This is a genomic window from Chryseobacterium sp. MFBS3-17 (assembly GCF_020687745.1).
Classification (GTDB): Bacteria; Bacteroidota; Bacteroidia; order Flavobacteriales; family Weeksellaceae; genus Marnyiella.
Genome location: NZ_JAJEWK010000010.1, coordinates 61,248 through 85,451, shown reverse-complemented (window position 1 = coordinate 85,451; position 24,204 = coordinate 61,248). Strand labels below are relative to the sequence as shown.

The window sequence follows — 24,204 nt, the reverse complement described above, 5'->3', positions numbered from 1 at the left end:
CATTTTTAACTTAACAAGAAAAAAAAGAGAGAAGAAATGGCACAAGGAAAACAGACTCCACGTCAGAAGATGATTAACCTCATGTATTTAGTGTTCATCGCAATGATGGCGTTAAACATTGATGCAGAAATCATCAGATCGTACTACGATTCCACGCAGTCGCTGAAGGCTACAAGATTACTGACAGAGGCCAAGAATACGGATATCTTTGAGGTAACACTGGAAGCGAAAGCGGCTACCGTACCCGATACCTACGCGCAGCCGTGGGAACAATACAAAGTGCTGAAAGGCAAAATAGATGATCTGGTAAGTCACGTAGATGATGTGAAGGGAAAATTGGAAACAGATTCAGAATTCTTTCTGATCGATCCCAAAACCAAGAAACCTGTAGACATCAGTGATACCTACACGGCATTGAATAATAATGTGGCGGTTACTCAATACTTTTTTACAGATGGTGACGAAACCAAAGCATCCAAAAATGCTGAGGCTTTGAAATCAAAGATGGATGATGTAAGAAATTATATCACGACCACTTTTGGAAATAATGAAAATTTGAAATCTTTGGTAGACAGAGCAAATGACGCTTTGAAAACCGAGTATTCGAAGACCAATGTACTGGAAGATAAAAACTGGCTACAATCCAAATTTTATCATCAGCCATTGATTGCAGCCATCTCCAATCTGGAAATTATTCAGAACGATGCCAGAAACGTCCAGTCGGATGCGTTGGCACTGATGCTTCAGGAAAAAGTAGATGCGAGCATTAAGTTTAACCAGTATGATGCGATTGTGAAAGCACCTGTAGATGTAGTACAGGGTACTGCTACAGAAGCTACCGTATATCTGGCGTCTTATTCCAACAGTGATAAGATTAAGATTTCCGGTGTAAGCCGTACAGAAAACGGAAAAGGTATTGTAAGTCTTAATACAAGCGGTCTTGGTGAAAAATCCATTAGTGGTACCATTACCGTAGATATGGCAAACGGAGAGCCGGTAAGCATTCCATACACCCATACTTATAATGTAATTGCAGGTCAGAAAGAAGTTCAGTATGAAACCGGAGCTACTATTTCAGCAGATAAAATGAATGTATTATACCGTGGACTGGAGAACCCTATTTCAGGAGCGATTCTGGGAGTGGACAACTCTAAACTTTCACTGTCTGCACCGGGTGCAAACGTGAAGAGTGCTGGAGCCGGTAAGTGGATTGTAACGCCAACTACAGGAAACAGCATTAAATTGACCCTGTCTGGTTCCGGACCAAGAGGAAACTCTTCGCAGACTTTTGATTTCAGAATCAAAGGAGTGCCTGCTCCGCAAGGACAGATCCGTGACAGACCGGTGGTAAGTATGCCTGCAACATCTATCTCTAAACAGCTGGTTACGGCAACTATTCCGGATTTCGATTTCCCGGTATCGTTTACGGTAACAGGATTCAAGTTTAAGGTAGCCGGACGTGCAGCCACTTATATTACCGGTAACAGGCTGGAGTCTGTAGAAGGTATGACCAGAACACTTCGTTCCGGTGATGCTGCCTGGATCTTCGACATTGAAGCTACGGCCAGCGGACTGGGCAACCAGAGACTTAAGAATATTTCACCGGTGGTTATTAACATTCAATAATTTAAAAATTATATAAAACTTCATTAACATGAAAAAATATATTTGCAGTTGTTTAGTATTGGTTTCGGGACTTGTTTTCTCCCAGACTATCCTTAATGCTAAATCGCCTGAAGAATTTCGCCAGCTGCGCGATGATAACATGCGGATTGTGGGAGACAGCGCGGTAAGCAATATTATTGAGCCTTTATCTTATGGTTATATTGATGAAAAGGACATTTTAAAAAGTGTTTATGTTTGGGAAATCATAGACATGAATGATAAGATTAACCAGCCTTTCTACTATAATACCGAAACCGGTTTCAGTACACAGACCAAATCCCTGTATCAGGTATTGCTGGATGGCGCCCTGAGCGGTGAGATCCAGGAAGTGTACGAAGAAGAGGATTTCCTGACCAAATTGAGTCCGGAAGGAATTCAGAAAAGACTGGAATCTACCAGAGTAGATGACGCCCTTATCGAAATCTATAACTCCGGCAGAAATCCTACTCCGGAGGAAATTGAAAGATACACCGACCGTATCCGTACTACATCAGATAAAATTGAGATGATTAAAGTTATGGGGATGTGGTTCATTGATAAGAGAGACGGACAAATGAAGTACAGACCACTGGGTATTGCAGCTTTAGGTCCGGATCCGGCTGTAGCGGGTCAGATTGGTCCGGATGGTCAGCCTATCGGCGGAGATGACGCTTATATTGATCTGTTCTGGATTTTCTATCCGGATGCCAGACAAATATTGGCCAACAATAAAGTGTACAATAAGAAAAATACCGCATCAGACCTGAGCTTTGATGATTTACTGAATGCCAGAAGATTTTCTTCGATCATTTACAAGTCTTCAAACGGTCTGGGAGAGGGAACCATCAAAGATTACATCCCGAGAAATGCTGAAGAGCAGATTGAGGAAAGTAACCGGATTAAAGGCCAGATTCTTGCGATGGAAAACGAAATGTGGAATTACTAATTCTTACACATCATCACAAAAACCTGAGTATATTTGCTCAGGTTTTTTGCTTTTAGAAAGATGAAGATTATAGATTATATTATTGTAGGTGACGGTTTTGCTGCGTATTTTTTGGCACATCGTTTAATCCGCGAAGGCAAGTCATTCATGCTTTTTTCTGATGGTATTACTGGCGCTTCCGGTGTTTCTGCAGGTGTGGTGAATCCTGTAGTCCTGAAAAAGTTTACCACATTCTGGCTGGCACAGGAGCAAATTGACGCCTTGCACAAAACCCTGGAAGAGATGTCTGCATATACGGGCCGCAACTACTGGATATACGAACCCGTATTTCGTGTTTTCCATGATGAAGCCGAGCGTGATTTATGGTTAAAGAAATCCGGTACAGATGAACTGAGACCGTTTCTCAGTACAGATTTTACTTTTTTTGATGAGATTCATAACCCATTTGGCTGTGGTGAGGTATTGCAGTCGGGCAGGGTAGATGTACCCGCTTTTTTTAATGATTTCAGCAGCTATCTGCATACAAATGGTCATGATGCCGGTGCTGCTTTTGATTACAACCTGCTGGAGCCTGAAAACAACATTTACCTGGATTTTAAGTATCGTCATGTTGTCTTTTGCGAAGGCATGGGCGTGGTACAGAATCCCTGGTTCCATGATCTTGCGGTATCCCCGAACAAAGGGCATCATCTTCTGGTCAAACTTCCGGCCGGATCTACAAAGAGCACGGTGAAGAAAAAACATTTTTTGTTTCCATTGAATGAGGGGCATTGGTATTATGGGGGAACCTACGACCGCAATGGTGTAGGCGCTGCTGTAGATGAGAAAGCGGTTGCGGAACTGGAATCGGGGCTGAGTCAATTAGCCAGTGATTATACGGTAGAAGAGGTGCGGAACGGATTCAGGCCTACAGTTCGGGACCGGCGGCCTATTTTAGGTGCACATTTCCGTTTCGGGAATCTGTTTGTGATGAATGGTTTGGGTGGCCGGGGCCTTCTGAATGGCAATTATTTTGCAGAGGAGTTGTTCCGGCACATTGAATATGGTGAAAGTTTGCGTTCAGAAACAGATATTGCGAGATTCGGCAGCGAATAATTTTGTTTTTATCAAAAATAAAACTATTTTTGCACACCTAATTAGAGAGGTGTCCGAGTGGTTGAAGGAGCTACCCTGGAAAGGTAGTATACGGGTAACTGTATCGAGGGTTCGAATCCCTTCCTCTCTGCAAAAATCCCAGTCGTAAATGGCCGGGATTTTTTCGTAGTATGGTGATATTTCTTACTCCGTCACCTCGCCGCGGAGGTTTAGGGCAAAGTTTTCAGCGAAGGTTCCGCTGTAGCCGGGGTTGTCCAGCAGATGCATGCATTTGGTGATTGCACTTTCGGCCGTCAGATCTTTGCCGCTGATGGCACCCACACGGTTAAAGACACTACTGTTTTCATATTTCCCAAAACTGATGCCTCCCGAGATACACTGCGATACCACCACGATTTCGGTGCCGTTGGCCCGGATTTTACGCAGTACCTGCTCGGTTTTTTCGGTGCCAAATATGGTTCCGCTCCCGAAAACCTGCAGAATCAGTACTTTCATTTTAGGAATCTCCGAAAAATATTCCAGCGTCATGCCCGGGAAAATACGCCAGAACAATACTTCACGGGAAATATGGGTATCGATGCTGAATTCCTCATCGGGCTCCGGACGGAAAAGATCTTCTGTTTCAATTTTCAGATGAACTCCGGATTGACCCAGAAGCGGGTAGTTGGGACTGTGATAGGCATCAAAATATTCAGCTGAGTATTTCAGGGTCCGGTTGCCGCGCAGCAGTTTGTATTCAAAGTAAATGGCAACTTCCTGAATGACCGCCTCGTCACCTTCATACCAACTGGCGTAGGTCAGGCCGGTGAGCAGATTTTCTTTGGCATCCGTACGCAGATCTCCTATGGGCAACTGCGAACCGGTAAAAATCACGGGTTTGCGAAGCCCTTTCAGCATGAAACTCAATGCCGATGCAGAATAAGACATGGTATCGGTTCCATGCAGAATCAGGAAACCATCGTATTGGTCATAATGCCGGTGAATCAGCACTGCAATTTTTTTCCAGTCTTCCGGACCTACATCTGAAGAATCCAGCGGCTTCGAAAAAGGGTGCACGCTGACTTCGCACTCCAGAAGGTTCATTTCAGGCATTTTGCTGAAAATATGGGAGAAATCAAAGGGTACTAGTTCGCCGGTTTCATAATTTTTCTCCATACCGATGGTGCCACCGGTGTAAATTAACAGTACTTTGCGTTTCATGGGGGTAAAAATACTCTTTTTTACGGGGATTCGGAAATGTTTTCCGGCAACGACCGGGCAGCTCTTTGTGCTTTTCCGGTAGTGGTGTTATATGATTTTCAAACAATTTTCAATAATTTCGTAAAGTGGATGATTGGTATTAAAATTGAGCGGATATTTAAAATTTTTTATGAGGGTAAATTTCGGAAGGCTGGTGTATACCGTGATGGTAGCAATAGTATTCGCCATGATGGCGGGGTGTGGTAAAGAGGAGCCGGTACAGCATCCGGATGATGCAGGCCAGCTGGCCAGGCAGGAAGAACAGCGCAAACGGGATCAGGAACGTGAAGATTCGCTTCGCAAGGCGCGTGAGCGGATTCAATTTTCGGCGCTGGTCTTTCCTAAGGACAAAAAGGATTCGGTAATGGCGTTCTTCCGGAAGGAATATGATGCTGATGAACAGTATATTATTCTGGCACTGAACCGTCTGGATCAGAAGAATAGCTGGCGGGCCGATACGCTGGCCATTCCGCAAAAGATTGAGAAAGATTTCCTCAAATATGCGCCTTTTCCGCGTCAGCTGGATTCCCTTAAACCCGTTAAGAAAATGGCATTTTTCTCGTACGCCATTCATGCCTATGCTTTGTATGAAAACGGAACGCTTGTGAAATGGGGACCATCCAGTATGGGTAAGAAAGGTACGCCCACCAAAACGGGGCTTATGTTTACCAACTGGAAAAAAGAACTGGCCATCTCTACTTCCAATTCGGAATGGAAACTCCGCTGGAATTTTAATATACACAATACCGCCGGAATTGGCTGGCATCAGTATGACCTGCCGGGATTCCATGCCTCGCACTCCTGCCTCAGACTGCTGGAAGAAGATGCCTTCTGGATGTACAACTGGGCAGATCAGTGGGTGTTGTCCGGCGGCGGACAGAAACTGGATGCGAAGGGAACGCCGGTGATTGTATTCGGGGAATCCGATTTTAAATCGAAACCGTGGCTGCAGCTACTTCATGATCCTGCTGCCAATGATATTTCCATTGAGGAGATGAACAGCATATTTGTACCCTATCTGGATGAAATCCTGAAGGAGCAAAAGAATTCTGAAGAGGTGAGAAGCAAACGTGAAGCGGCACGGGCTGCAGCTTCATCTGCGGACAAGTCATCCTAATGTTCGTACGGAAGGGTTGATTTAATGGCAAATTTCCGCAATTCATCCATCTGCTTTTTTGCACGGCTTTGTCCGTAGCGGGAACCGATGTAGGTGAGGAACATCAGGGCAATGGTAACAAAAGAAGCGGGCAATGCCCAGTCGTAATCAGGAATATTCAGTTGCTTGCCCACAAACCACATGGTGATGAAGACCATCCACAGGATGCCGAAGAGAAAATACAGAAACATAAAAAACGTCCATACGGCAGAACTGGGCCCAAATACCCCGCGGATGGCCGTCTTGCCGTCCTCCGTTTCGGTACGGAGCGCCAGATTGGGTTTCCAGTATTCGTTCTCCGGTGTGATGACGGTGATGGTGGCAATTTCCCGGTTGATATTGCCTTCAAAAATGTGCTGGTGAGATTTGAGAAAAGTTTTCAGATTGGCTTCGTACTCTTCCGGGGTCAGGGTGGTGTACATTTTGAACCGGGGCCTGGACCGCATTTTATCCAGTGTGCTTTCTTCTGTATTCATGATTATTCTTTATAGGGTACAGGATCTTCCAGGTAGAAGATGAATTTCATAAGCTGGCCGTTTCGTTCTGCTTCCAGGGTGATTTTGGTTTTTTCTTCAGATTTCATCAGGCTCATGATATCTTCCAGTTTTAAATCTGCTGCCTTGTGTCCGTTAATGCGCTGAATTTTGTCACCTTTCCGCACTCCGGCTTCATGTGCCGGTGATCCCGCTCTGGTGCCGGCTACGGAATATTCCGGTTTGAGTGTAAAGCGGTAGCGGAATTCATTGCTTACGGTTACTGTAGAAGCGTTCTGCGCTTCGCGGGGCGTGGGGTTATTTACTTTTACCAGATCCTGATCCCAGAACATGCCGTCGTGCTTAATGTCCAGCCCGCTCATATTGAGGTGAAAAGCATCATCATAGTTTTTGTTTTTACGAAGATATATTTTTTCCTGAGGATAATCAATTAAAAGTGCAAATCTTCGGAGGATTTCATTGCCCACTGATCCTCTGCGGCCCGGCACCAGTCGCAGATGCTGTATAGAAGCCTCATCGGGCATGGCCATCAGCGGTTTTTCAAACTTAAAGTGAGCAAGCCAGAACCTGTGAATCCGGCTTCTTTTTCCATAGATGTCACCGTTGAAACCCCTGCCCAGAAAGTCATCAATGTGTGGGGTGCTATAGTTGAATCCGGGAATCTGCCCCGGAAAAAGCCACAGCGGGTCACTGTTTCCCAGATCAATGAGCAGTTTTGATTTTTTGCGGTCAGTTGTTTGCTCTATGCCGGCCATCAGGTAGGGTTTATTCAGCTCCAGTGAAATGGGTATGGCGGTAGAAATACGGCGTTCTCTGGCAGGTGGTTTCTCCGGAGGATAGACCGTTATTTTTTTGTTGATGTAATCAATTTTTACCGGATGGTTTTTAAAGAAATGATAGCCGATGATTCCATTCACCGGAACACCTACATGGGATGAAAAATTGAAATCTTCATTCAGAATGACATAAATGGTATGACCGAAATCTTTATAATGACGGCCTATCTGTACAATATTGTTCACGGATTTCAGTCCCTCAATCTCAAGGCTTCCGCCCAAACCGGAAAACTTCACCTTCTCTACTTCATACAACTGTACTTCTTTTTCTTCCAGGCTGAAGAGCAGGGTTTCGGCCACGCCCGTATCTACCAAAAAAGTAAGTTCTGCCCCGTTTACAATAGCCGGAATAAGAATAAGATTGTTAATGAGCTGAAAAGGAATGACTTCTTTGCGGCTGCTGTTTTGAAAATGAAATCCCTCTGTCTGTGCCGTAGTCAGCCAGGGAAAGAACATCAGCAACAGCAGAATCCATTTCATACCATGAAGATACGAAAAAGCTGCAGATTACCTTAAAAAAAATCATGGAAGTACCGGCAGTTCCAAAGTTGTTTTCACCCACTGATCTCTTTCAAAAAAGTACAGGTTGCCTTGCCACTCATTTTTGGTTTTATGCGGCTGTCCCAACAGATCATTTTCAAAATGCTTATTGTAGGTCATTCTGATTTTGCTTCCGTAATAGTCAGAGTCCATTGCGTAGAGGGGTGCTGTAAATACTTCAGACCGCTGCTTGGTGGTTTCTTTCAGATTCCCGTAGCCACTCATGACCAGAAATAGCCGGTAGCCGTTTTCGCGGGCATATTTTTCATAGCTGGACATGGGCAGGCAGTATTTGGATGGGCAGCCGTTGGTAAAGATATACACCATGGATTTCGGATGCTTCTTCAGTTCTTCCCGCAACTGTACACCATTAATCTTATAAATATGTTGCGGATCAGAATGGGCGAATGATTCCAGCGGAACAATGCTACGCTGTTGCTCCGGATATAATTTTTTGTAATCATCTGTAAAGCCAGTTATGGTACATGAAGACAGCAGACACAGCATTAATAGGGGTAAAATTTTTTTAACCATGACATTTGTTTTTTTTGCAGTTGAGGAGCGAACAATTCCGGTTAAAGTTATTAATTATCTCATTCATACAAAAATCCCCGGAAAAAATCCCGGGGACTGGTAAGCGATATGCTTTTATTTTGTTTAGTATCTGTAGTATTCCGGTTTGTACGGTCCTTCTACGGTGACCCCAATATATTTGGCCTGTTCAGTAGTCAGGGTTTCCAGTTCTACACCAATTTTTTTCAGGTGCAGCATGGCCACTTTTTCGTCTAATTTCTTAGGCAGTGTATATACTTTGTTTTCGTATGCTTCGCTGTTGGTCCACAGTTCAATCTGCGCCAGAGTCTGGTTAGAGAATGAATTGGACATGACAAAGCTCGGGTGACCAGTGGCACATCCCAGATTCACCAAACGACCTTCTGCCAACACGATGATATCGTTTCCATCTACATTATACAAATCCACCTGAGGTTTGATTTCAGTCTTGGTATTGCCATAGTTTTTGTTCAGCCAGGCCATATCAATTTCATTGTCGAAGTGACCGATGTTACAAACGATGGTTTTATCTTTCATTTTCCTGAAGTGCTCACCCGTTACAATGTTGAAGTTCCCAGTAGTGGTAATCACGATATCGGCATTTTCAATCACGGTATCCAGTTTTTTTACTTCGTACCCTTCCATGGCTGCCTGCAGTGCACAGATCGGGTCTATTTCGGTTACGGTAACTATGGAACCTGCGCCACGGAAAGAAGCGGCAGTACCTTTGCCCACATCTCCGAAACCACAAACAACCACGCGTTTTCCGGCAAGCATCACATCGGTCGCTCTTCTCACGGCATCTACGGCAGATTCGCGACATCCGTATTTGTTATCGAACTTGGATTTGGTAACCGAGTCATTAACGTTGATGGCCGGCATCACCAGGGTTCCGTTCTGCATTCTTTCGTACAGTCTGTGTACACCGGTAGTGGTTTCTTCAGAAAGACCTTTGATGTCTTTGGTCAGTTCCGGGTAGCGGTCAAAAACCATATTGGTCAGGTCACCACCATCGTCCAGAATCATATTTAAAGGCTTTTTATCTTCACCGAAAAATAAGGTTTGCTCTATACACCAGTCGAATTCTTCTTCATTCATGCCTTTCCAGGCATACACGGGGATTCCGGCGGCGGCAATGGCAGCTGCGGCATGATCCTGAGTAGAGAAAATGTTGCAGGAAGACCAGGTAACGTCAGCTCCCAAAGCAACCAGGGTCTCAATAAGCACTGCAGTCTGAATGGTCATGTGCAGGCATCCGGCAATTCTGGCGCCTTTCAGCGGCTGGCTGGGTCCGTATTCTTCTCGGATGGCCATCAGGCCCGGCATTTCTGCTTCTGCCAGCATAATTTCTTTGCGGCCCCATTCTGCAAGAGAGATGTCCTTTACTTTGTAAGGAACGTATTGTGTTGTTGTTTCCATCTAATTAAAAATATTTTTGCAAATTTACAAACTAATTCCCGCAACTCAAAATATGCCTTTTTATCAAGACTTTACAGACGAAAACGCCAGCATCCTCATTTGGAAAAACAATCTATTCTAACTTGATTATTGAATACATATATTTGTTTTTCAAATAGAAAATGAGATGAAATTATATTGCTTTACATTTGCTATTTATTGTTTTTCCTTTTATTTAGGAACATAATAATATTTCACTATTTCTAAATGAGGATATTTTCCAATTTCTGATGTAGGAATTAATATGATACTGTTTTTCTCAATGCTAACCACTTTTCCATTAATTTCATCATACTCATTTCTCAAATAAATACAGTTTTCATCATTGTTCCATTCCCAAGTTCCATTGGACTCAATCTTTCCTAAAGAAAAAACAGAATATGAATTATCTTTTCTAAATTCATATTCAAACTCTCCTTCCTCCGTAATTTTTTCACCTGCAATTTGATCTATCTTTTGACCACCCATTTCTACATGATCAATTTTCCATCTTTTAAAAAGTATATCTATATTGTTTTGTGACTTCATTGTAGTACAGGAAAAAAGCAAAAATGGCAATATTGTGATTAAGATAAATTTGAATTTCATAAAACTATATTTAAGTTAATATAAGCACATTTTTCAAAAGTTTGTTTTGATTCTTTTATCCATTTCTTCTATTTCTTGAAATGAAAATCCTGTAAATTTTTTTTCTTCTATTTTATCCTTCATTTTCTGTGAAATAAAATAATGCCCTGAAATAAGAGGAACATCACTTACTCTAAAAAGGTCTAACTCAATTTTAGAAAAATCCAAAAATAAAGATTGTGGTTTAATTAAATCATCTGTTTCGATAAATTTTTGATTATAAAAATTAAATTTTTCTGAGTTTGATATTTCTATTTTTTCACCAATAAAATTCCAATCACTACATTTTCCATGATTAAAGACACTTCTTTCAAAATCAATTATCTCTGATTTTACAGAATTTTCTAAATAAAACATTACATAATCTTCTATAATTTCATTATTATGATGAACCTTTACATCCCAAGTTTGGAATTCTCCAGTTGTAATCTTCCCATGGTTAGTAACACTCAAAAGTAGAGTTTTTTGTTAATATTTCTGTTGGTGTTGTAGAAAAACTTTGTTGGAATGTGGGAAAATCTGCTGGATTAGTGAGGCTGATTTTTCCATATTTCAACAAAAAGTCCCTTGGCGTCAGGTATTGCAGTGCGCTATGCGGTCTTTCATTGTTGTATTTCCACATCCATATTTCAGCGTAATTTCTCATCTGCACGAGGTTTTCAAAAAGATAGACATCCAAAAATTCCGTCCTAAAAGTTCGGTTAAATCTTTCGATGAGTGAATTTTGTGTTGGTTTTCCCGGCTGAATAAAAAGGAGCTCGATCTTGTGAAAAGCGCACCAGTTTTTCAGTTTTTCTGCAATGAACTCCGGTCCGTTGTCCACTCGGATTTTCTCTGGTTTCCCCCTCCATTCTATGAGTTCTTCCAGTCTTGAAATCACTCTTGCCGAAGGTAAACTTGTATCAATACTCACTTGCAAAATTTCTCTGTTAAAATCGTCAATAATGTTTAGACTTCTCACGCTTTTACCACATTCCAACGTGTTGTGCATAAAGTCCATGCTCCAGGTGACGTTCGGATAAATGGGTCTGAGAAGCGGCTCTTTAACTCTTGCAGGAAGTCGTTTCTTACGTTTACTTCGCAAGTTGAGTTTCATTGATTTGTAGATGCGATAAATCCGTTTATGGTTCCACCAAAAACCCATGTTCTTCAAGCGGTGGCGCATCAGCCAAAAGCCCCAGGTTTGTTCGTTTTCTGCTAAAGATCTTAATTCTTCCCGAATCAAATCGTCTTGTGAATTTATCCTCTTTTTGTAATACATGACCGAATAACTCAGCGCAAAATATCCACACGCCTTCCGTATGCTCACTTGGTGCTCTTCTTTAGAATACACCACTAAATCACGCTTTTCGGAAGGCGTTAAAGCTTTTTTTCGATAACATCCTTCAAAACGGTGTTTTCCAAAGTGAGTTCTGCAACAATCTTTTTGTACTGAGAAAGTTGCTTCTCTAATTCTTTGAGTTGAGCCAATTGATGGGCCTCCATGCCGCCGTATTTACTTTTCCATTTATAGAAAGTAGGCTGCTGATTCCATAATCACGGCAAATCTCGTTCACCGTTTTTTCCTGATTCTGCTCAGATAAAATCTTCACAATCTGAACCTCTGTAAATTTGCTTTGTTTCATCTTTCCAAATTTAAAAACTATATTTATATTCGTTTCGATTTTTGGGGAAGATTACAATTCGATAGTTCAAGAGTATTTTGTTGAAAAAGGGGTAAGTCAGGAGTTTACCAAGCCCGCCACACCGGAACAAAATGCACATATTGAAAGCTATCATTCCATCATGGAAAGTGCTGTTTGTCAAAGATTTGAATTTGAAAATTTAAAAGATTTAAAAGCAACAATGAATCGTTTCAGAAAATTTTATAACTTTGAAAGAATCCATGGTGGATTGGGTTATTTGTCACCACTCAAATATCTAAAGAAAATAGGGGTTAATTGTGATAATTTAATTCATGAATAGGTAGAAAAAAGTGTCCAAGTTTTAGCGTTTAAGACAATTTCCTTTTGTGCCTTCTAAAGTCTTTATTTACTATAAAAAATTAATGAATTACGGTCGCCTCACTTACAATTTCCACAGAACTTGGGTGACGAATAAAAATTACTCCTTTACCATTTGAAAATTTAAACTCTATTTCGGATTGATTTTCTCCAAATGTATCTGTATCTTCATCGTATATTAAAACAGTATATTTTAAATTCGAATTATTAATATCTTCAAAATCACATTTTAGTGTTTCTATTATTTTAAACCGGATAAACAATTCTTCTTTACTCTCCTTTTTAATCTTTAAATCGATGAAAGGTTTGTTAATCTGATATTTAATAGGAACAAACCAATCAATACCATCCATAGGCAAACTATATGCAAAATAAGATAGTTCTTCTGGGCAGTCATTTTTATTATGTTGACTGAAAGCAAATGAAGCAACAAAATACAAACAAAAACTATAAAATCTTAATATTATTCTTATCATAATTAATCCATTTTTTAAACATCCACCAATTTGAAAGACCTAACATTATTGAAATTAAAACATATTCTATATAAAAGTTACCATGCTCTTTTATGTACATCCCGAATGCATAAATAAGCAGCATATAGAAGATGTGTATCCATACTCTATTATTAAATAGTTTAACAATATAATGCAGGATAAAATACGCTATTACATACAATGGGAACAAGAGAAAAAAATCATATAAAATTATATAGAAAAGAATTAACTTAAATGAGTATACATTTTCATCACTTAAATTATAAAAGCTTAATTCATTTTCTGTTTTAAATAAAGTTCCAAATAAAATTTGAAGGATATTTTTAAGTAATACAGAAAGAAAAACAATCATTACAATTTTATACAATTTCTTTGTACTCATAATATTTTAATTACAACCTAATGAAGTTATTGGAATTTGATTTTTCAAATATTTTTTTATTTTATTATAGTTTGGTCTGTTTTTTACAGAAGGAATAACTGTGGAACTGCCACCATGATTATTGACATAACTCATAAGTTTAGTTTGCATGCCATTCCACAATTGATCTGCTTTGGAAAAGCCAAATGATTCCATTAAAAAATTAATTAATTTTGTATCATCATTCCATATGTTAGATAATCGATCGACACCACGAGTGTAAATTGTTATTGAGCCATCATTTGGATCTGTATAGTAACTAAAAGCTCTATTTCCTGAAACAGGGTGTATTCCGTCGTAAGCCCAACTTAAAGGTGCCTTTACAGTTGAAAATATCCAGGCATTTGTACTAAATCCAGAACAAACAACCGTTCCATCGTCAGGCGTAATCTCTATATGAATTAAAGCACCCAAAGGATTTGAAGAATTCCATAAGGCGGTATCATGAATATTGTAATAATTATCTTCTATTGGAATAAATTTATCTGCAAAAAGATTAATGTTCTTTCTAAAGAAGTCAAATAATTCCGCAGGAGTGTATTTTTGATTTGTTCCGGGTTTATTTGGAAGTGATGTAATCTTGACAGGAAATAAATCCATATTAACACGAGTTCCAGCTCCATCATCTAAATCAGTAATATTCCATTCTGACCAATAACCATTTTGATTGGGAATATTTTGCAGTTTATTGATGACGGATTGAGGAACTTGATGCGTTGCGATGTCCTGCCAAAATGGAAGCTGGCCGCAATCTATATCCAATAACAAATTTGGGCTTTGTTCTAAAGCCAATTCTAATGCATCAACTCTCTTAAAAAAGTTTTGAATATCTGTTGTATCGTCTTCCATCAAAATTTGCAAAACCCAATGAGCAACTTTGAAGTTTGATAATCTTTTTACATCCGTGCTATTATCTTGTTGTCTCATCCAGTTCCCTACCAAGGTTACTCTTTCGGCTAAATCTAATGGTGTACCAGATATAAGATATCCTTTTACCAATTCAAAAATTGGAGTATAGCCGGCAAGTGTAATTCCCGGCAAACCCAAGGAACTAAAGAAATTAACTGTAACTTGTTTGTCTGCGATATTCTGAAAACATTGCGTGTCATTAGTTTCACAAATCAGATACAGATCATCAAATGACATGAAAATGTAAGTATTGTATGGATTAGTAGGATTGTTGTTAGAAGTGGAGCCACCACCACTGCTGCCACCGCCTGAGGGGGTAGATCCATCTGTGATATCTGTTGTTTGATCTTCCGGACCACAGGTGTCAACTATGGAAATAATTGAGGGCGGTTGTGCTTCATGTGGCCCTCCAATTAGCGGGCAACTGGTATCTCCATACGAATGATGCATTGTTCCGGAACAGGTTCCAGTCTCCCAAGTAATTTCCAAACATCCTACCGTATCTGTTTGTATTCTTGCTGCAACACTTATTTGGTCTATTCCGAAAACTTTTACTTTTGAAGTTAAATCTATAGATTGACCTGTGGAAATCTGTTGCTTTTCTTGCGGAGTTAAAGTGTATTGAATTAAAACTCCTGAATAAGTATTATCTGCATTCTTTTTTAGGACAAGATTTTCTACTTTATCGTTGGGAAATGTTCTTGATACGGGAAATGTATAGGTTACTTTTTCGCCATTTGTTATTTCAATAATCTTGTCGGTTTCAATGATGGCGCCCTCCAGAATTGAATCTTGAATGGTGGTGTTTTTGAAAAGATCATCATTTTTGAACTTCTTTTCTTTCAATTCATTAACCTTATTAAACAATGATTTTTTCCTTTCAAAATCGCTTTCTGTCAATAGATTGATGATGAATTCATCTTGTTTTGCATTTGTTTGGTGATCCGAAACCAAGGCTTCCTGTCTACAAGATACGAATGTGAAGAGCATCAGGACTGTAACAGCAATCAACTGTGCATAATAATTTTTGTTCATTTGTGTATATTTTTTATTTACAAAAGCAATATTAAATAAAAATTCTAAAGAGTATTGCTGTGTTTTCGGGAATCAATATCCTCTTTTTGCACATTAATCTTAGCAATAGATGTGTTTGAACTGTAAATAAAATAGTATTTTTGTAAAAATACAACAAAAAAATGAATACTCAAGTTGGAACAAGGATACGAAGATTACGGGAAAATAAGGGGCTTTCTCAGGAAGAAAGGGCAGAAAAACTTCATATTTCGCGCTCTGCATACAGCAGAATAGAATCAGGAGAAACCAATTCGTGGGTAAATCACATAGAAAAACTTTGCACAGAGTTAGAGATGAAATTAGAAGATTTTTTTATGAATTCTGATAATAGTATCAATACAAATAAGGATAATGCTTCAGCTGTTCAAACCAATACCCATCAAGATACTCATATTACCATCAATCATTTATCTGATAAGGTGATAGAACTTTATGAAGATAAAATAAAATGGCTTGAAAAGCAAATCATAGATAAGAATGATGAAATAGCAGAGTTACGAAAACTGATTCAGAAGTAGTTTACACATCATGCCTTTTTATCAGGATTTTACAGATGAGCACGCCAGTATTCTCTTTTGGAAATATGAGGACGGAGATGTGTTCGATCATGAATACCTCATAGAACCCGAAAACCACAAAAAAGTAGAGCAGTACCATCCTAAAAAACTCATTGAGTACCTTATGATCCGCCGCCTGCTGAAAATGCTGAAACCGGGTCATAAAATCCTCTACAAAACCATTGGTCAGCCGTATCTTTTCCCGAAGGATGCCTTCATCTCCATCACCCATTCGTATCCGTTTGCCGCACTGGCTGTATCACAAAAGAGGGTAGGGATTGATCTGGAGCGCATCATGCCCAAAATTGTCCGCATCAAACATAAATTCCTGCACGATACTGAAATCTCCTGGACGGAAAATGAACATGAAGTACACTTCCTTACCATCATCTGGGTCATTAAGGAAGCCCTGTACAAACTGCATCCCTGCAAATACTGGTCTCTGAAAAAATTCTATGAAGTGGAAGAATTTTCGCTGGATCATCTTACAAACGTCCGTTGTCGGGTTTTTGATGATGAGTTCGAGGACCGTTACATTGCCCGGGTTTCCAGAATTGAAGATTTTTACTTCGCCATTATTGAAGAAAATCATCAGATCAATTATAAAATTTCGGCCAATAGTGTGTTTTAGACCCCAGATGCATTTATAAGAAATGCAGGATTTAGAAGGGCGACATCTCCACCGTTTATCCCATTGCGTTCCGGATTTCACGGTAATGTTCAATGACTTTGCGCTGCTCATGGGCTACATCATACACCAGTTCCAGGATTTCCCGGATGTTGTTGAGTTCGGTGAGCCTTGTTATTTTGTTGGGGTCGCGTACATCATAGATTTCCTTCTCGGTGAGTTCCTTTTTGCGGTTCAGCATTAATTCATCTACCAGATTATCTTCGGGAAGCGGAATTTGTATGCCCGGTATATCCGCATTGGGGTCATGGTTTTGCAGCAGATTCATGGTGCACTGCATTTCTGCGGTGATTTTCTGTTTCCAGGCGTTCAGATCTATTTCTGAGAAGTGATTTCCGGAAGTGGTGTACTGGTGCAGCGATGCGGTGTAGGCGGTGATCAGGTGTGAAGTATTGACAAACTGATGCACGGTTTCCATCTTTTTGCGCTGGTTTTTGGGGTCTGAAAGCATCTTCTGAAAATTATCGGAAAGATTGGCCAGATGGATGATGCTGTCTTTCCGGCGCATGCGGTAATACTCTTCCTGTACCGGTTTGTGCTCCAGTTTATCCATAACCGTTTCGAAATAATGAATATTGGCTGCTGCTGTTTTCTCCATCAGACTTACATTCTGAGTATGTTCCCACACCGGAAGCACAAAATAGGAAATCAGAAATGCAATGACGCCTGCCAGCACGGTATCCACAATCCGGTCTTTAAAAATCAAATTGACATTTCCGGGATTCAGAAAATTAAATGTAATGAGAATGTATAACGTCATGAAAAACACCGCCCAGGCATATTGTTTCTGCAGAAGTGAGAAGCAGAGAATCATTGCGGCAAACAAAATGGTGAGTAAAATGGTGTGATGATCCACAAAGGTAAGCAGCAGGTATCCCACAATGGCTCCTGCTGCAGTTCCGTACAGTCGCAGCAGATTCCGGTGTTTGGTAGTGCTGTATGCCGGTCTCATAATGGCTATGATGGTAATCAGAATCCAGTAAGAATGGCCAATGTTCAGTACCCCGATTTGCGAGATGCCGTAGCCGGTAAGCAGAGCCAGAGTCATGCGTATGGCATGCCGGAAGTGTGAGGACTTCAGCGAGAGGTTCATTCTGAGCACACGCAGATTGAGTTTTTCCTGTTTGGGCACAAATTTATCCAGATCCAGCCCTATTGAGAGACTTTTGGCATTGCTCAGATCCTGCGAAAATACTTTGTAAATGGTTTTCACATCCTGTGTCACGTCATTGATCCGCGAAAGAATGAGGCGCATGGACATGAAATACTCCAGGTTGTCTGGCGTGAGTCTGCGGTTCCGGAGCTCAAAATATTCATCATAGACCAGGTCCAGTTCATGGGTGAAATCACGCAGGGGAACGGTTTTGGTGCCGCTTTGCATTGCAATTCCGATATTGGAAATCTCATCGGAAAGCAAAATGAGGAAGTCGTGGATTTTTGCTAAAATGCTATTTTCCGCAAATTGTTCCTGTATTTTCTGATAATCCTGGTCACTGGTGATGAGCTTTTCGTAAAAGTCAATGGAATTGAGGAACATCAGCATCAATAACCTGCTGGTAGTGGTGCTTTCGTTTACAATGGTCCGGGTTTTAAATACCACCTCACGGGTTTCTTCCTGCAGGTTTTTAATGATGACCTGCTTGGCAATTACCTCCTGGTATAAAGTATCCAGCTGTGCTCCCGGCTGATAAAACCGGCCTTTAATCTGTAAATATTCAGACAGTTGCAGATAATTTTCACCAATCATCTGCCCGGCCAGCTTATACGGCTGAATTTTGGAAACAATCAGAAAAACAATCAGAAACCAGACGCATCCGGCGGCAAAAATGAGCAAATCTTTCACCAGACTCCCGGACGACAGGTAAGCATCCACAAAAATCGAAAATACGACGAGGGTAAGGCCTCCTACAGCCGCCAGCCGTTGTCCGTAAACGCCGATCATGCAGAAGAAAATCCCGAACAGGATGATCAGAATATAGGGCGTCACGGTATAGGGAGCAGCAAGACTGCCGGCCGCAGCGACGAGCACAAAGGAAAAAATGGCCAGAATCAAAGCATTGCGCCGCCGTATGAACGGCCCCGCCATATCGGTAAGTCCTACAAAACTGGTGCCCAGCGGGAAGAGAAAATAGTCTTTCAGCAGCCCGAAATACGCCAGAATAATCCCCGGGAGTACAATGGCAAAAGTAATCCGTACCCCCGAATAGATATATTGGCTGGTGACGAATTTTTTCAGTTCTGAAGTGTAATTCACGGTTTTCACTGAGCGTGGCATGGTGTTTTGTAAAGGTTATAATCTAAAAAAAGACCCCGGAAAAGAGGTCTTTTAATATACGGTTTTCGTTATGTTTAATAATCGTTGGCGTTCATAGACTCATCACCTATGTGCCATGTAAGACCAAATCTCAGCGTGTTGTCCAGTGCAGAATTCAGTTTGGACATATTGATCAGATAAGATACATCCAGCGAGAAGGCGTTGTACTTGAGGCCTACACCGGCAGTTGCAAATTGTCTGGCTCCCTGCTCTTCACTTTCGTGGAAATAACCACCACGCACAAAGAATGAATTGTCATAGGCATATTCCAGCGCACCGGAATACATCAGACTTTTCGGGTTGTTGAAGGATTTTCCGATGCCTTCCATGACCCCTACGTTTGGTACTTCATACACCGGTTGCTGAGTAAGCGGATCTACACGTACAATTTCAGCACCCGGCACCAGTAATTTGGATGCTTCCACACTCAGACCCACACGGTTCATATCATCAATGAACACATCATAACCTGCACCCAGTCTGGCGATGGTAGGCAGATAAGTTCTGGATTCCTCATCACCGGTATAATCCAGTTTGGGACCCAGATTCTGAATAGCAAAACCGGCATTGATTCTGTTGTCCATACCTCCCATACCGGAGAAACGTGGAGTGGAGTAGTATGCGGAAAGGTCCAGTGCAAAAGAATTGGCCGCCTTCAGCGTGGTATCTGTGTTGAACCCTCCGGATAAATCTGAACGGATAAAACGACCGGTTACCGCAGCAGAGAAGGTGTCTGCAAGTCTCAGTGCATAGGAAACGTCAATGGCAAATTCATTGGGTTTTGCGGTTCCTTCATGAGCGATGGCATTGTTATCTACCAGTCTGGTAAGATCCACAGATCCCATATTGAAGTAATAGATACTGGCTCCGATGGTGGATCTCTCTTCCTGACCCACAAATTTGTAGTAAGAACCATAAAGCAGGAAAACATCATTGGTTAGTTTTCCCATATAAGGCGTATAGTTGATGCCTAGTCCGGATAAGTTTCTTGCGAACGGATATTTTGCTGCGTTCCAGAACTGTGAAAATACATCAGCAGAGGTAGCCACACCCTGATCTCCCATACCTCCCGAACGGGCGTCCGGTGCAACTCTCAGGAAAGGCGCGCCGGTAAGTACCGGCCTGATTTTACTTAAATCCTGTGCAAAAGCCGTAATGCTTGCACCTAAACCTAATCCTAAAAGCAGTCTTTTTGTAAAATCCATATAGTTTTTATTTAATTTCCAAATATATAAATAATTTTAAAGTTTTTAACGCAATAATACCATTTTTTCTACGGCTGTGGCTCCACCTTTGCATTTTTCCTGATTTTGGCTGCGTGCAAAAATCTTGAAGATGTAGGTGCCTTTTCCTACGGCATCTCCGAAATCATCCATGCCGTCCCATTCTATGGCTTGTCTCGGGGTACGGTATCCCTGCAGGAACGGTTCTGCAATGACCGTCTGGCTCAGCGTACGGACGAGCTTCCCGGTAATGGTGAAGATCTGCACATTTACATCCAGAATGTCATCACAGTTATGTTCAAAATGAATATACGTTTTATGGGTAAACGGATTCGGCCAGTTCAGCGGTCTGTTAATGATCAGTTTCTGATCTGCTTCATCTTTTACTACAAATCTTAACGTTTCGGTAGTAGAATTATTGTTGATGTCCCACACCTTGAAGGTCAAAGTATGTTCTCCGGGTGCCAGATTTCTGAACGGATAGGTCACATTTCCTTTTTGGTAATCTGCCAGTCCGGGGTTCACACAGCCGTTTCCGTCTCCGGAATTGTAGAAGTCATTCAGGACTATAGTATTGATGATTTCGCCGTCCAGATAGGTCACAATATCATGTCCTACACCTGCTCCGGTAGAGTTGATCCCGGTATCATCTGTAATACAGGCCAGCAGCATGGGGTTCTGATCGGTAATGCCGCCGTCTGCAAAATTGGTATTGTTCATGTACAGTTTCACCTTCGGGGGTTCGTTATCATTGATGCCGTTCGGGTTAATGCCGCCAATCTGGTACTCTGAATTATTGAAAACATCTTCCACATTATTATCAGCATACGCCAGAATTCTGCCGGTTCCCATGGTATAATTAATGTCATTTGGGACATAGAATTCTACGGTGAAAATACCGTTTACCACCGTTCCGGACGCTTTCACAATCGGGCTGCCTTCTTCGGTGTAGTCAAGGATCGGAGTCAGGCCGCCGTCATTGTTTAGGGTACTTTTATTGACCCGTTTGTCATAAATGTTGATGACCACCCGGCCGTTAAAAGCGGTATTTACCGTTCCGTCGGGTTTGTTGATGTGTCCGGTGATTTTTACAAAGTCCAGCGCCCGTATTTGGCCCGGCACCGGTGTTTCCACATTGTCTATTACCAGGAGTTTTTTGGGTCTGCTTAGCACCATGGCCGGATCTCCCAGGTAGTTGACCTTCAGGTGGTTCGGGTTTCCTCCGAAATTAAGCTTGGCCGCCAGAAAAGCATTGCCCAGCGTGTCAAAAGTATCGCCGTTCAGCTCAAAAATATTCTTCGTGAATTCATCCGTAAACAGGATTCCGTAGTTCACATCAATGGCCCGGCTGGAGGTAATCATGGTAGCCGCACCTCCGGAGTTCAGCTTCATCATTTGCTCACCGGTAGAAAAGGTGTTCGGTTCATCCCACAGTGTAAATTCACAGGTGATGGTAGAAACCAGCGGGAATCTGCTATACACATTAGAGTAGTTATTCAGTCCCTGTACCAGTTCTGCATTCAGCACCCGTTCCTGCGCCCAGCCATTGATTCCGCCGTGCCCGAAATAGAACAGATACAGGCTGTTTCCAATGTCATTGGCAATGGCCTGGTTTACCTGCGGATATCGCTGTCCGCCCGCAGTATTGACCGCCGGAAATGAATCCAGATATAATTTCCGCACGTTGTATTCGGGTTTGTCTGTAGCGGTTTCAAAAACATCAACCAGGGTCTCATTCATAATGGTATGAAACGGCACACCACCGTCCTTGTCATCATCTGCCACGAAATCCAGTTTCATTCTCCAGATTCCGAAGGGTGATGATTGTCCCGGCAGGTTATTGTAATATGCCAGGGTTTTATCCACCATCAGTTTGGCTTCTGCTACGGTGGCTGCCGGTATGCGGCCTACAGGAACATCCGGAATAATCCCCGGAAGATAGGTGGAAGTTTGTGGAGCGGTCATCCCGATATAGTCATCCGTAACATAGGAACTGACATAATTGCCGCTTTCCTCACTCTGATAACTCGGAACAATATTAAAATTATTGGGAGTTCTGTTTTTGAAATCATAAGTGGCATCCCCCAGAATCAAAACATATTTCAGTGCTCCTGCAGGATTATTCAGATGAGATACGAAATGGCGTATTGCCGTAAGGTCCTGTCCGCCGCTGCTGTATTCATTGTAGATTTTATTGACATCTACGATGGCAGTGGTGTAGTTGTTTTTGGACTGGTGGTGACTGGCCATCCGCTGGGCATGTCCCGCCATCTGAGGTGAAGTAATGATGAGATAGTCAATATTCTGAAGCGCCTGCAGATTCTGATTTTCTACCGGCCCCACGTACGCTGGCTGATAGGCTGCATCTGCGCGGAAGGCCACAAATTCATTATTGAAATCGGGATCATCGGCAATATAACCGAAACTGAAGGTGCCCCCGGTAGCTCTGTTCACTTTTCTGGTAGCATTGGTAATGTCGGTCACATCCCAGATTTGCTCCAGGGATGATGCATTGGCCACACTGAAGCTGTAGGCCTGTGCGCTGCCGCTGACCAGAGAAAAGTCCCGGAAGTTCATTTGGGTTCCGTTAAAGGTCAGTGCTTCCTTGTACTGGATTTCCAGATAGTCAAAAAAGAAAGATCCGTTGGGATTGGCAGAAATATTGGGTTCAAAGTTGAATGTAAAGGAGTTGCCCTGTGGCTGAGCCAGGGTGCCCTGAAATCTCATCGGCACATATTCCAGACCGGCTGCAGGTACGGTTTGGGTGCCCTGGTTCTGGTTATTCAGGTTAAATGAAATGCTGTTTCCCTGAGAATTATAGGCCACTACTTGAGTGCGGAACAATACGGGGTCGCCGGCCTGTGCCGGGGATTTTGTGTTGATGGTGAAACTCTTCGGAGCAATAAAACCGGGTTCTTCTACCCATATTTTCCCGAGTTTCAGCAGATTCCGCATATCGTTATTGATGACCTGATAGTCGTCATAGCGGGTAATAGGATTGGCGGTAAGCGGTACATCTTCATCCTGTATTCTTTTGCCGGGTCCTTTGTCAAAGTTGATGAAGTAATACGAAAAATCCTCATAAATATTCTTCACATTATTGCTGCGGTCGGTACGCATATCGGTTCTTTTGAAGCCGTTTCCGTTTGTGGGATCATGCAGGTTGTAGCCGTTGGGCCCCTGCGCATAGAACAGGGCATAGTCATTATCATCCCAAACGCCGTCATCTTCGCCCACCACCTGAATGGCGTTTTCCTGAAGGGCATCGTACTTCGTATCTTGATTATATTCGGACAGCATGATGCCACCGTTTCCGTAGATTCTGAAGTTTTTTGGGTTAATGTTGGCGGGGTTCATACCATTGGCCTGCAGAAATGCTTTGGTAATCTTGAAGACTCCGGACTGGTCTACTTTAATTTTGTAAAAGGTGCCGGAAGCCAGCGGATTATCTGTGGTGCCCACTTTTTGTGCGGAAGTGTTCGGGGTGTTTGCAGCTGCGGACTCTACATCAAACGAAGCCAGTCTCAGGATTCTGCCTTTGTCTGCTTTAAAAAGGGCGACGTGGATGAAGGCGCTGCGTCCGTTTTCTGTACGGTGGTAGCTCACATCCCGGATCTCGTGGGCGATCAATAGGTCTTTATTAAGGTCGTAAAGCTCCTTGTTGCTTACGGTTTCCCATTGCAAGTTGCCAATTTTGATATCTTTTTCGCCAACATTTTGTTTTATTTGAATAAATATATTATTTTGGTCAAATGAAAAACCGGGATTGCTGAAGGACGGTAAATTCAGTTTTACGTTGCCGTGATCGCGGACTTTCGGGCCTTCCCAGTCCAGAGTGATTTTTTGGCCGAAGATAACAGCCGAAAAGCATAACAAGAAGAGAAAGGAGAGGTTTCGTATCATTTCTAAATAGAATTAAATTTCAGGAATA

20 protein-coding genes, 1 tRNA gene and 1 pseudogene are annotated in these 24,204 nt (G+C 41.9%); 8 read left to right on the top strand and 14 right to left on the bottom strand.

Annotated features, from left to right (window positions below):
* The first annotated feature begins 36 nt into the window (after positions 1 to 36).
* The 4 genes from gldM (at position 37) to LKO26_RS08125 (ending at position 3,815) form a co-directional block, all read left to right on the top strand.
* The gene (gldM, locus tag LKO26_RS08140) at positions 37 to 1,626 is read left to right on the top strand and encodes a gliding motility protein GldM (protein ID WP_227587362.1); all 1,590 of its coding nucleotides are present in this window, start codon (positions 37 to 39) and stop codon (positions 1,624 to 1,626) included.
* A gap of 28 nt (positions 1,627 to 1,654) precedes the next feature.
* Positions 1,655 to 2,590, top strand: a complete 936-nt coding sequence (gene gldN / locus LKO26_RS08135) for a gliding motility protein GldN (RefSeq protein ID WP_227587361.1) — start codon at positions 1,655 to 1,657, stop codon at positions 2,588 to 2,590.
* A gap of 60 nt (positions 2,591 to 2,650) precedes the next feature.
* Entirely contained in the window at positions 2,651 to 3,685 is a 1,035-nt protein-coding gene (locus tag LKO26_RS08130) for an NAD(P)/FAD-dependent oxidoreductase (RefSeq protein ID WP_227587360.1), read from the top strand.
* 43 nt (positions 3,686 to 3,728) lie between these two features.
* A tRNA-Ser gene (locus LKO26_RS08125) sits at positions 3,729 to 3,815 on the top strand.
* A gap of 53 nt (positions 3,816 to 3,868) precedes the next feature.
* Here the strand turns inward: LKO26_RS08125 and LKO26_RS08120 are convergent.
* Positions 3,869 to 4,885 (bottom strand): asparaginase, encoded by a 1,017-nt coding sequence (locus LKO26_RS08120; RefSeq protein WP_227587359.1) that lies wholly within the window; start codon positions 4,883 to 4,885, stop codon positions 3,869 to 3,871.
* A 169-nt stretch (positions 4,886 to 5,054) separates the two neighbouring features.
* Between LKO26_RS08120 and LKO26_RS08115 the strand changes: the two genes are divergently transcribed.
* Positions 5,055 to 6,041: a L,D-transpeptidase gene (locus LKO26_RS08115; RefSeq protein WP_227587358.1), complete on the top strand. Its 987-nt coding sequence runs from the start codon at positions 5,055 to 5,057 to the stop codon at positions 6,039 to 6,041.
* On the opposite strand, the gene LKO26_RS08110 is transcribed toward LKO26_RS08115, so the two are convergent.
* The 8 genes and pseudogenes from LKO26_RS08110 to LKO26_RS12735 form a co-directional block, all read right to left on the bottom strand.
* Entirely contained in the window at positions 6,038 to 6,556 is a 519-nt protein-coding gene (locus LKO26_RS08110; protein ID WP_227587357.1) for a hypothetical protein, read from the bottom strand. The two genes, LKO26_RS08115 and LKO26_RS08110, sit on opposite strands and share 4 nt — an antisense overlap.
* A 2-nt stretch (positions 6,557 to 6,558) precedes the next feature.
* Positions 6,559 to 7,890 carry a PDZ domain-containing protein gene (locus LKO26_RS08105; RefSeq protein ID WP_227587356.1) on the bottom strand — a complete coding sequence of 444 codons (1,332 nt, stop codon included), beginning with the start codon at positions 7,888 to 7,890 and terminating at the stop codon, positions 6,559 to 6,561.
* Positions 7,891 to 7,932: 42 nt separating this feature from the next.
* A complete protein-coding gene (locus tag LKO26_RS08100) occupies positions 7,933 to 8,484 on the bottom strand; it encodes a hypothetical protein (protein WP_227587355.1) in 552 nt (183 codons plus the stop codon).
* 123 nt (positions 8,485 to 8,607) lie between these two features.
* Positions 8,608 to 9,921, bottom strand: a complete 1,314-nt coding sequence (gene ahcY / locus LKO26_RS08095; RefSeq protein WP_227587354.1) for an adenosylhomocysteinase — start codon at positions 9,919 to 9,921, stop codon at positions 8,608 to 8,610.
* 210 nt (positions 9,922 to 10,131) lie between these two features.
* Positions 10,132 to 10,548 (bottom strand): hypothetical protein, encoded by a 417-nt coding sequence (locus tag LKO26_RS08090; RefSeq protein ID WP_227587353.1) that lies wholly within the window; start codon positions 10,546 to 10,548, stop codon positions 10,132 to 10,134.
* 33 nt (positions 10,549 to 10,581) lie between these two features.
* The gene (locus tag LKO26_RS08085; RefSeq protein ID WP_227587352.1) at positions 10,582 to 11,040 is read right to left on the bottom strand and encodes a hypothetical protein; all 459 of its coding nucleotides are present in this window, start codon (positions 11,038 to 11,040) and stop codon (positions 10,582 to 10,584) included.
* A complete protein-coding gene (locus LKO26_RS08080) occupies positions 11,027 to 11,920 on the bottom strand; it encodes an IS3 family transposase (RefSeq protein ID WP_317206376.1) in 894 nt (297 codons plus the stop codon). The genes LKO26_RS08085 and LKO26_RS08080 overlap by 14 nt, the downstream gene beginning before the upstream one ends.
* Positions 11,921 to 11,946: 26 nt before the next feature.
* Positions 11,947 to 12,096: pseudogene (locus tag LKO26_RS12735) on the bottom strand (IS3 family transposase); the annotation flags it as partial.
* A gap of 102 nt (positions 12,097 to 12,198) precedes the next feature.
* Between LKO26_RS12735 and LKO26_RS08075 the strand changes: the two are divergent.
* Complete coding sequence (locus tag LKO26_RS08075; protein WP_227587350.1) at positions 12,199 to 12,552, top strand: integrase core domain-containing protein; 354 nt, start codon at positions 12,199 to 12,201, stop codon at positions 12,550 to 12,552.
* 79 nt (positions 12,553 to 12,631) lie between these two features.
* On the opposite strand, the gene LKO26_RS08070 is transcribed toward LKO26_RS08075, so the two are convergent.
* On the bottom strand, positions 12,632 to 13,066 hold the full coding sequence (locus LKO26_RS08070) for a hypothetical protein (protein WP_227587349.1): 435 nt from the start codon (positions 13,064 to 13,066) through the stop codon (positions 12,632 to 12,634).
* A gap of 409 nt (positions 13,067 to 13,475) precedes the next feature.
* Positions 13,476 to 15,452 (bottom strand): hypothetical protein, encoded by a 1,977-nt coding sequence (locus tag LKO26_RS08065; RefSeq protein WP_227587348.1) that lies wholly within the window; start codon positions 15,450 to 15,452, stop codon positions 13,476 to 13,478.
* A gap of 161 nt (positions 15,453 to 15,613) precedes the next feature.
* On the opposite strand from LKO26_RS08065, the gene LKO26_RS08060 reads away from it, so the two are divergent.
* Together LKO26_RS08060 and LKO26_RS08055 are read left to right on the top strand one after the other, a co-directional pair.
* Entirely contained in the window at positions 15,614 to 16,009 is a 396-nt protein-coding gene (locus LKO26_RS08060; protein WP_227587347.1) for a helix-turn-helix domain-containing protein, read from the top strand.
* Positions 16,010 to 16,019: 10 nt separating this feature from the next.
* Positions 16,020 to 16,679 (top strand): 4'-phosphopantetheinyl transferase family protein, encoded by a 660-nt coding sequence (locus LKO26_RS08055; protein ID WP_227587346.1) that lies wholly within the window; start codon positions 16,020 to 16,022, stop codon positions 16,677 to 16,679.
* A gap of 55 nt (positions 16,680 to 16,734) precedes the next feature.
* Here LKO26_RS08055 and LKO26_RS08050 read toward each other — a convergent pair whose 3' ends face one another.
* From LKO26_RS08050 to porU, 3 genes are all read right to left on the bottom strand, one after another.
* Positions 16,735 to 19,011, bottom strand: coding sequence for an FUSC family protein (locus tag LKO26_RS08050; RefSeq protein ID WP_227587345.1), 2,277 nt, complete (start codon positions 19,009 to 19,011; stop codon positions 16,735 to 16,737).
* Between the two features lie 74 nt (positions 19,012 to 19,085).
* Positions 19,086 to 20,255: a type IX secretion system outer membrane channel protein PorV gene (porV, locus tag LKO26_RS08045; protein WP_227587344.1), complete on the bottom strand. Its 1,170-nt coding sequence runs from the start codon at positions 20,253 to 20,255 to the stop codon at positions 19,086 to 19,088.
* A 45-nt stretch (positions 20,256 to 20,300) separates the two neighbouring features.
* Positions 20,301 to 24,176 carry a type IX secretion system sortase PorU gene (porU, locus tag LKO26_RS08040; RefSeq protein WP_227587343.1) on the bottom strand — a complete coding sequence of 1,292 codons (3,876 nt, stop codon included), beginning with the start codon at positions 24,174 to 24,176 and terminating at the stop codon, positions 20,301 to 20,303.
* Between the last annotated feature and the right edge of the window lie 28 nt (positions 24,177 to 24,204).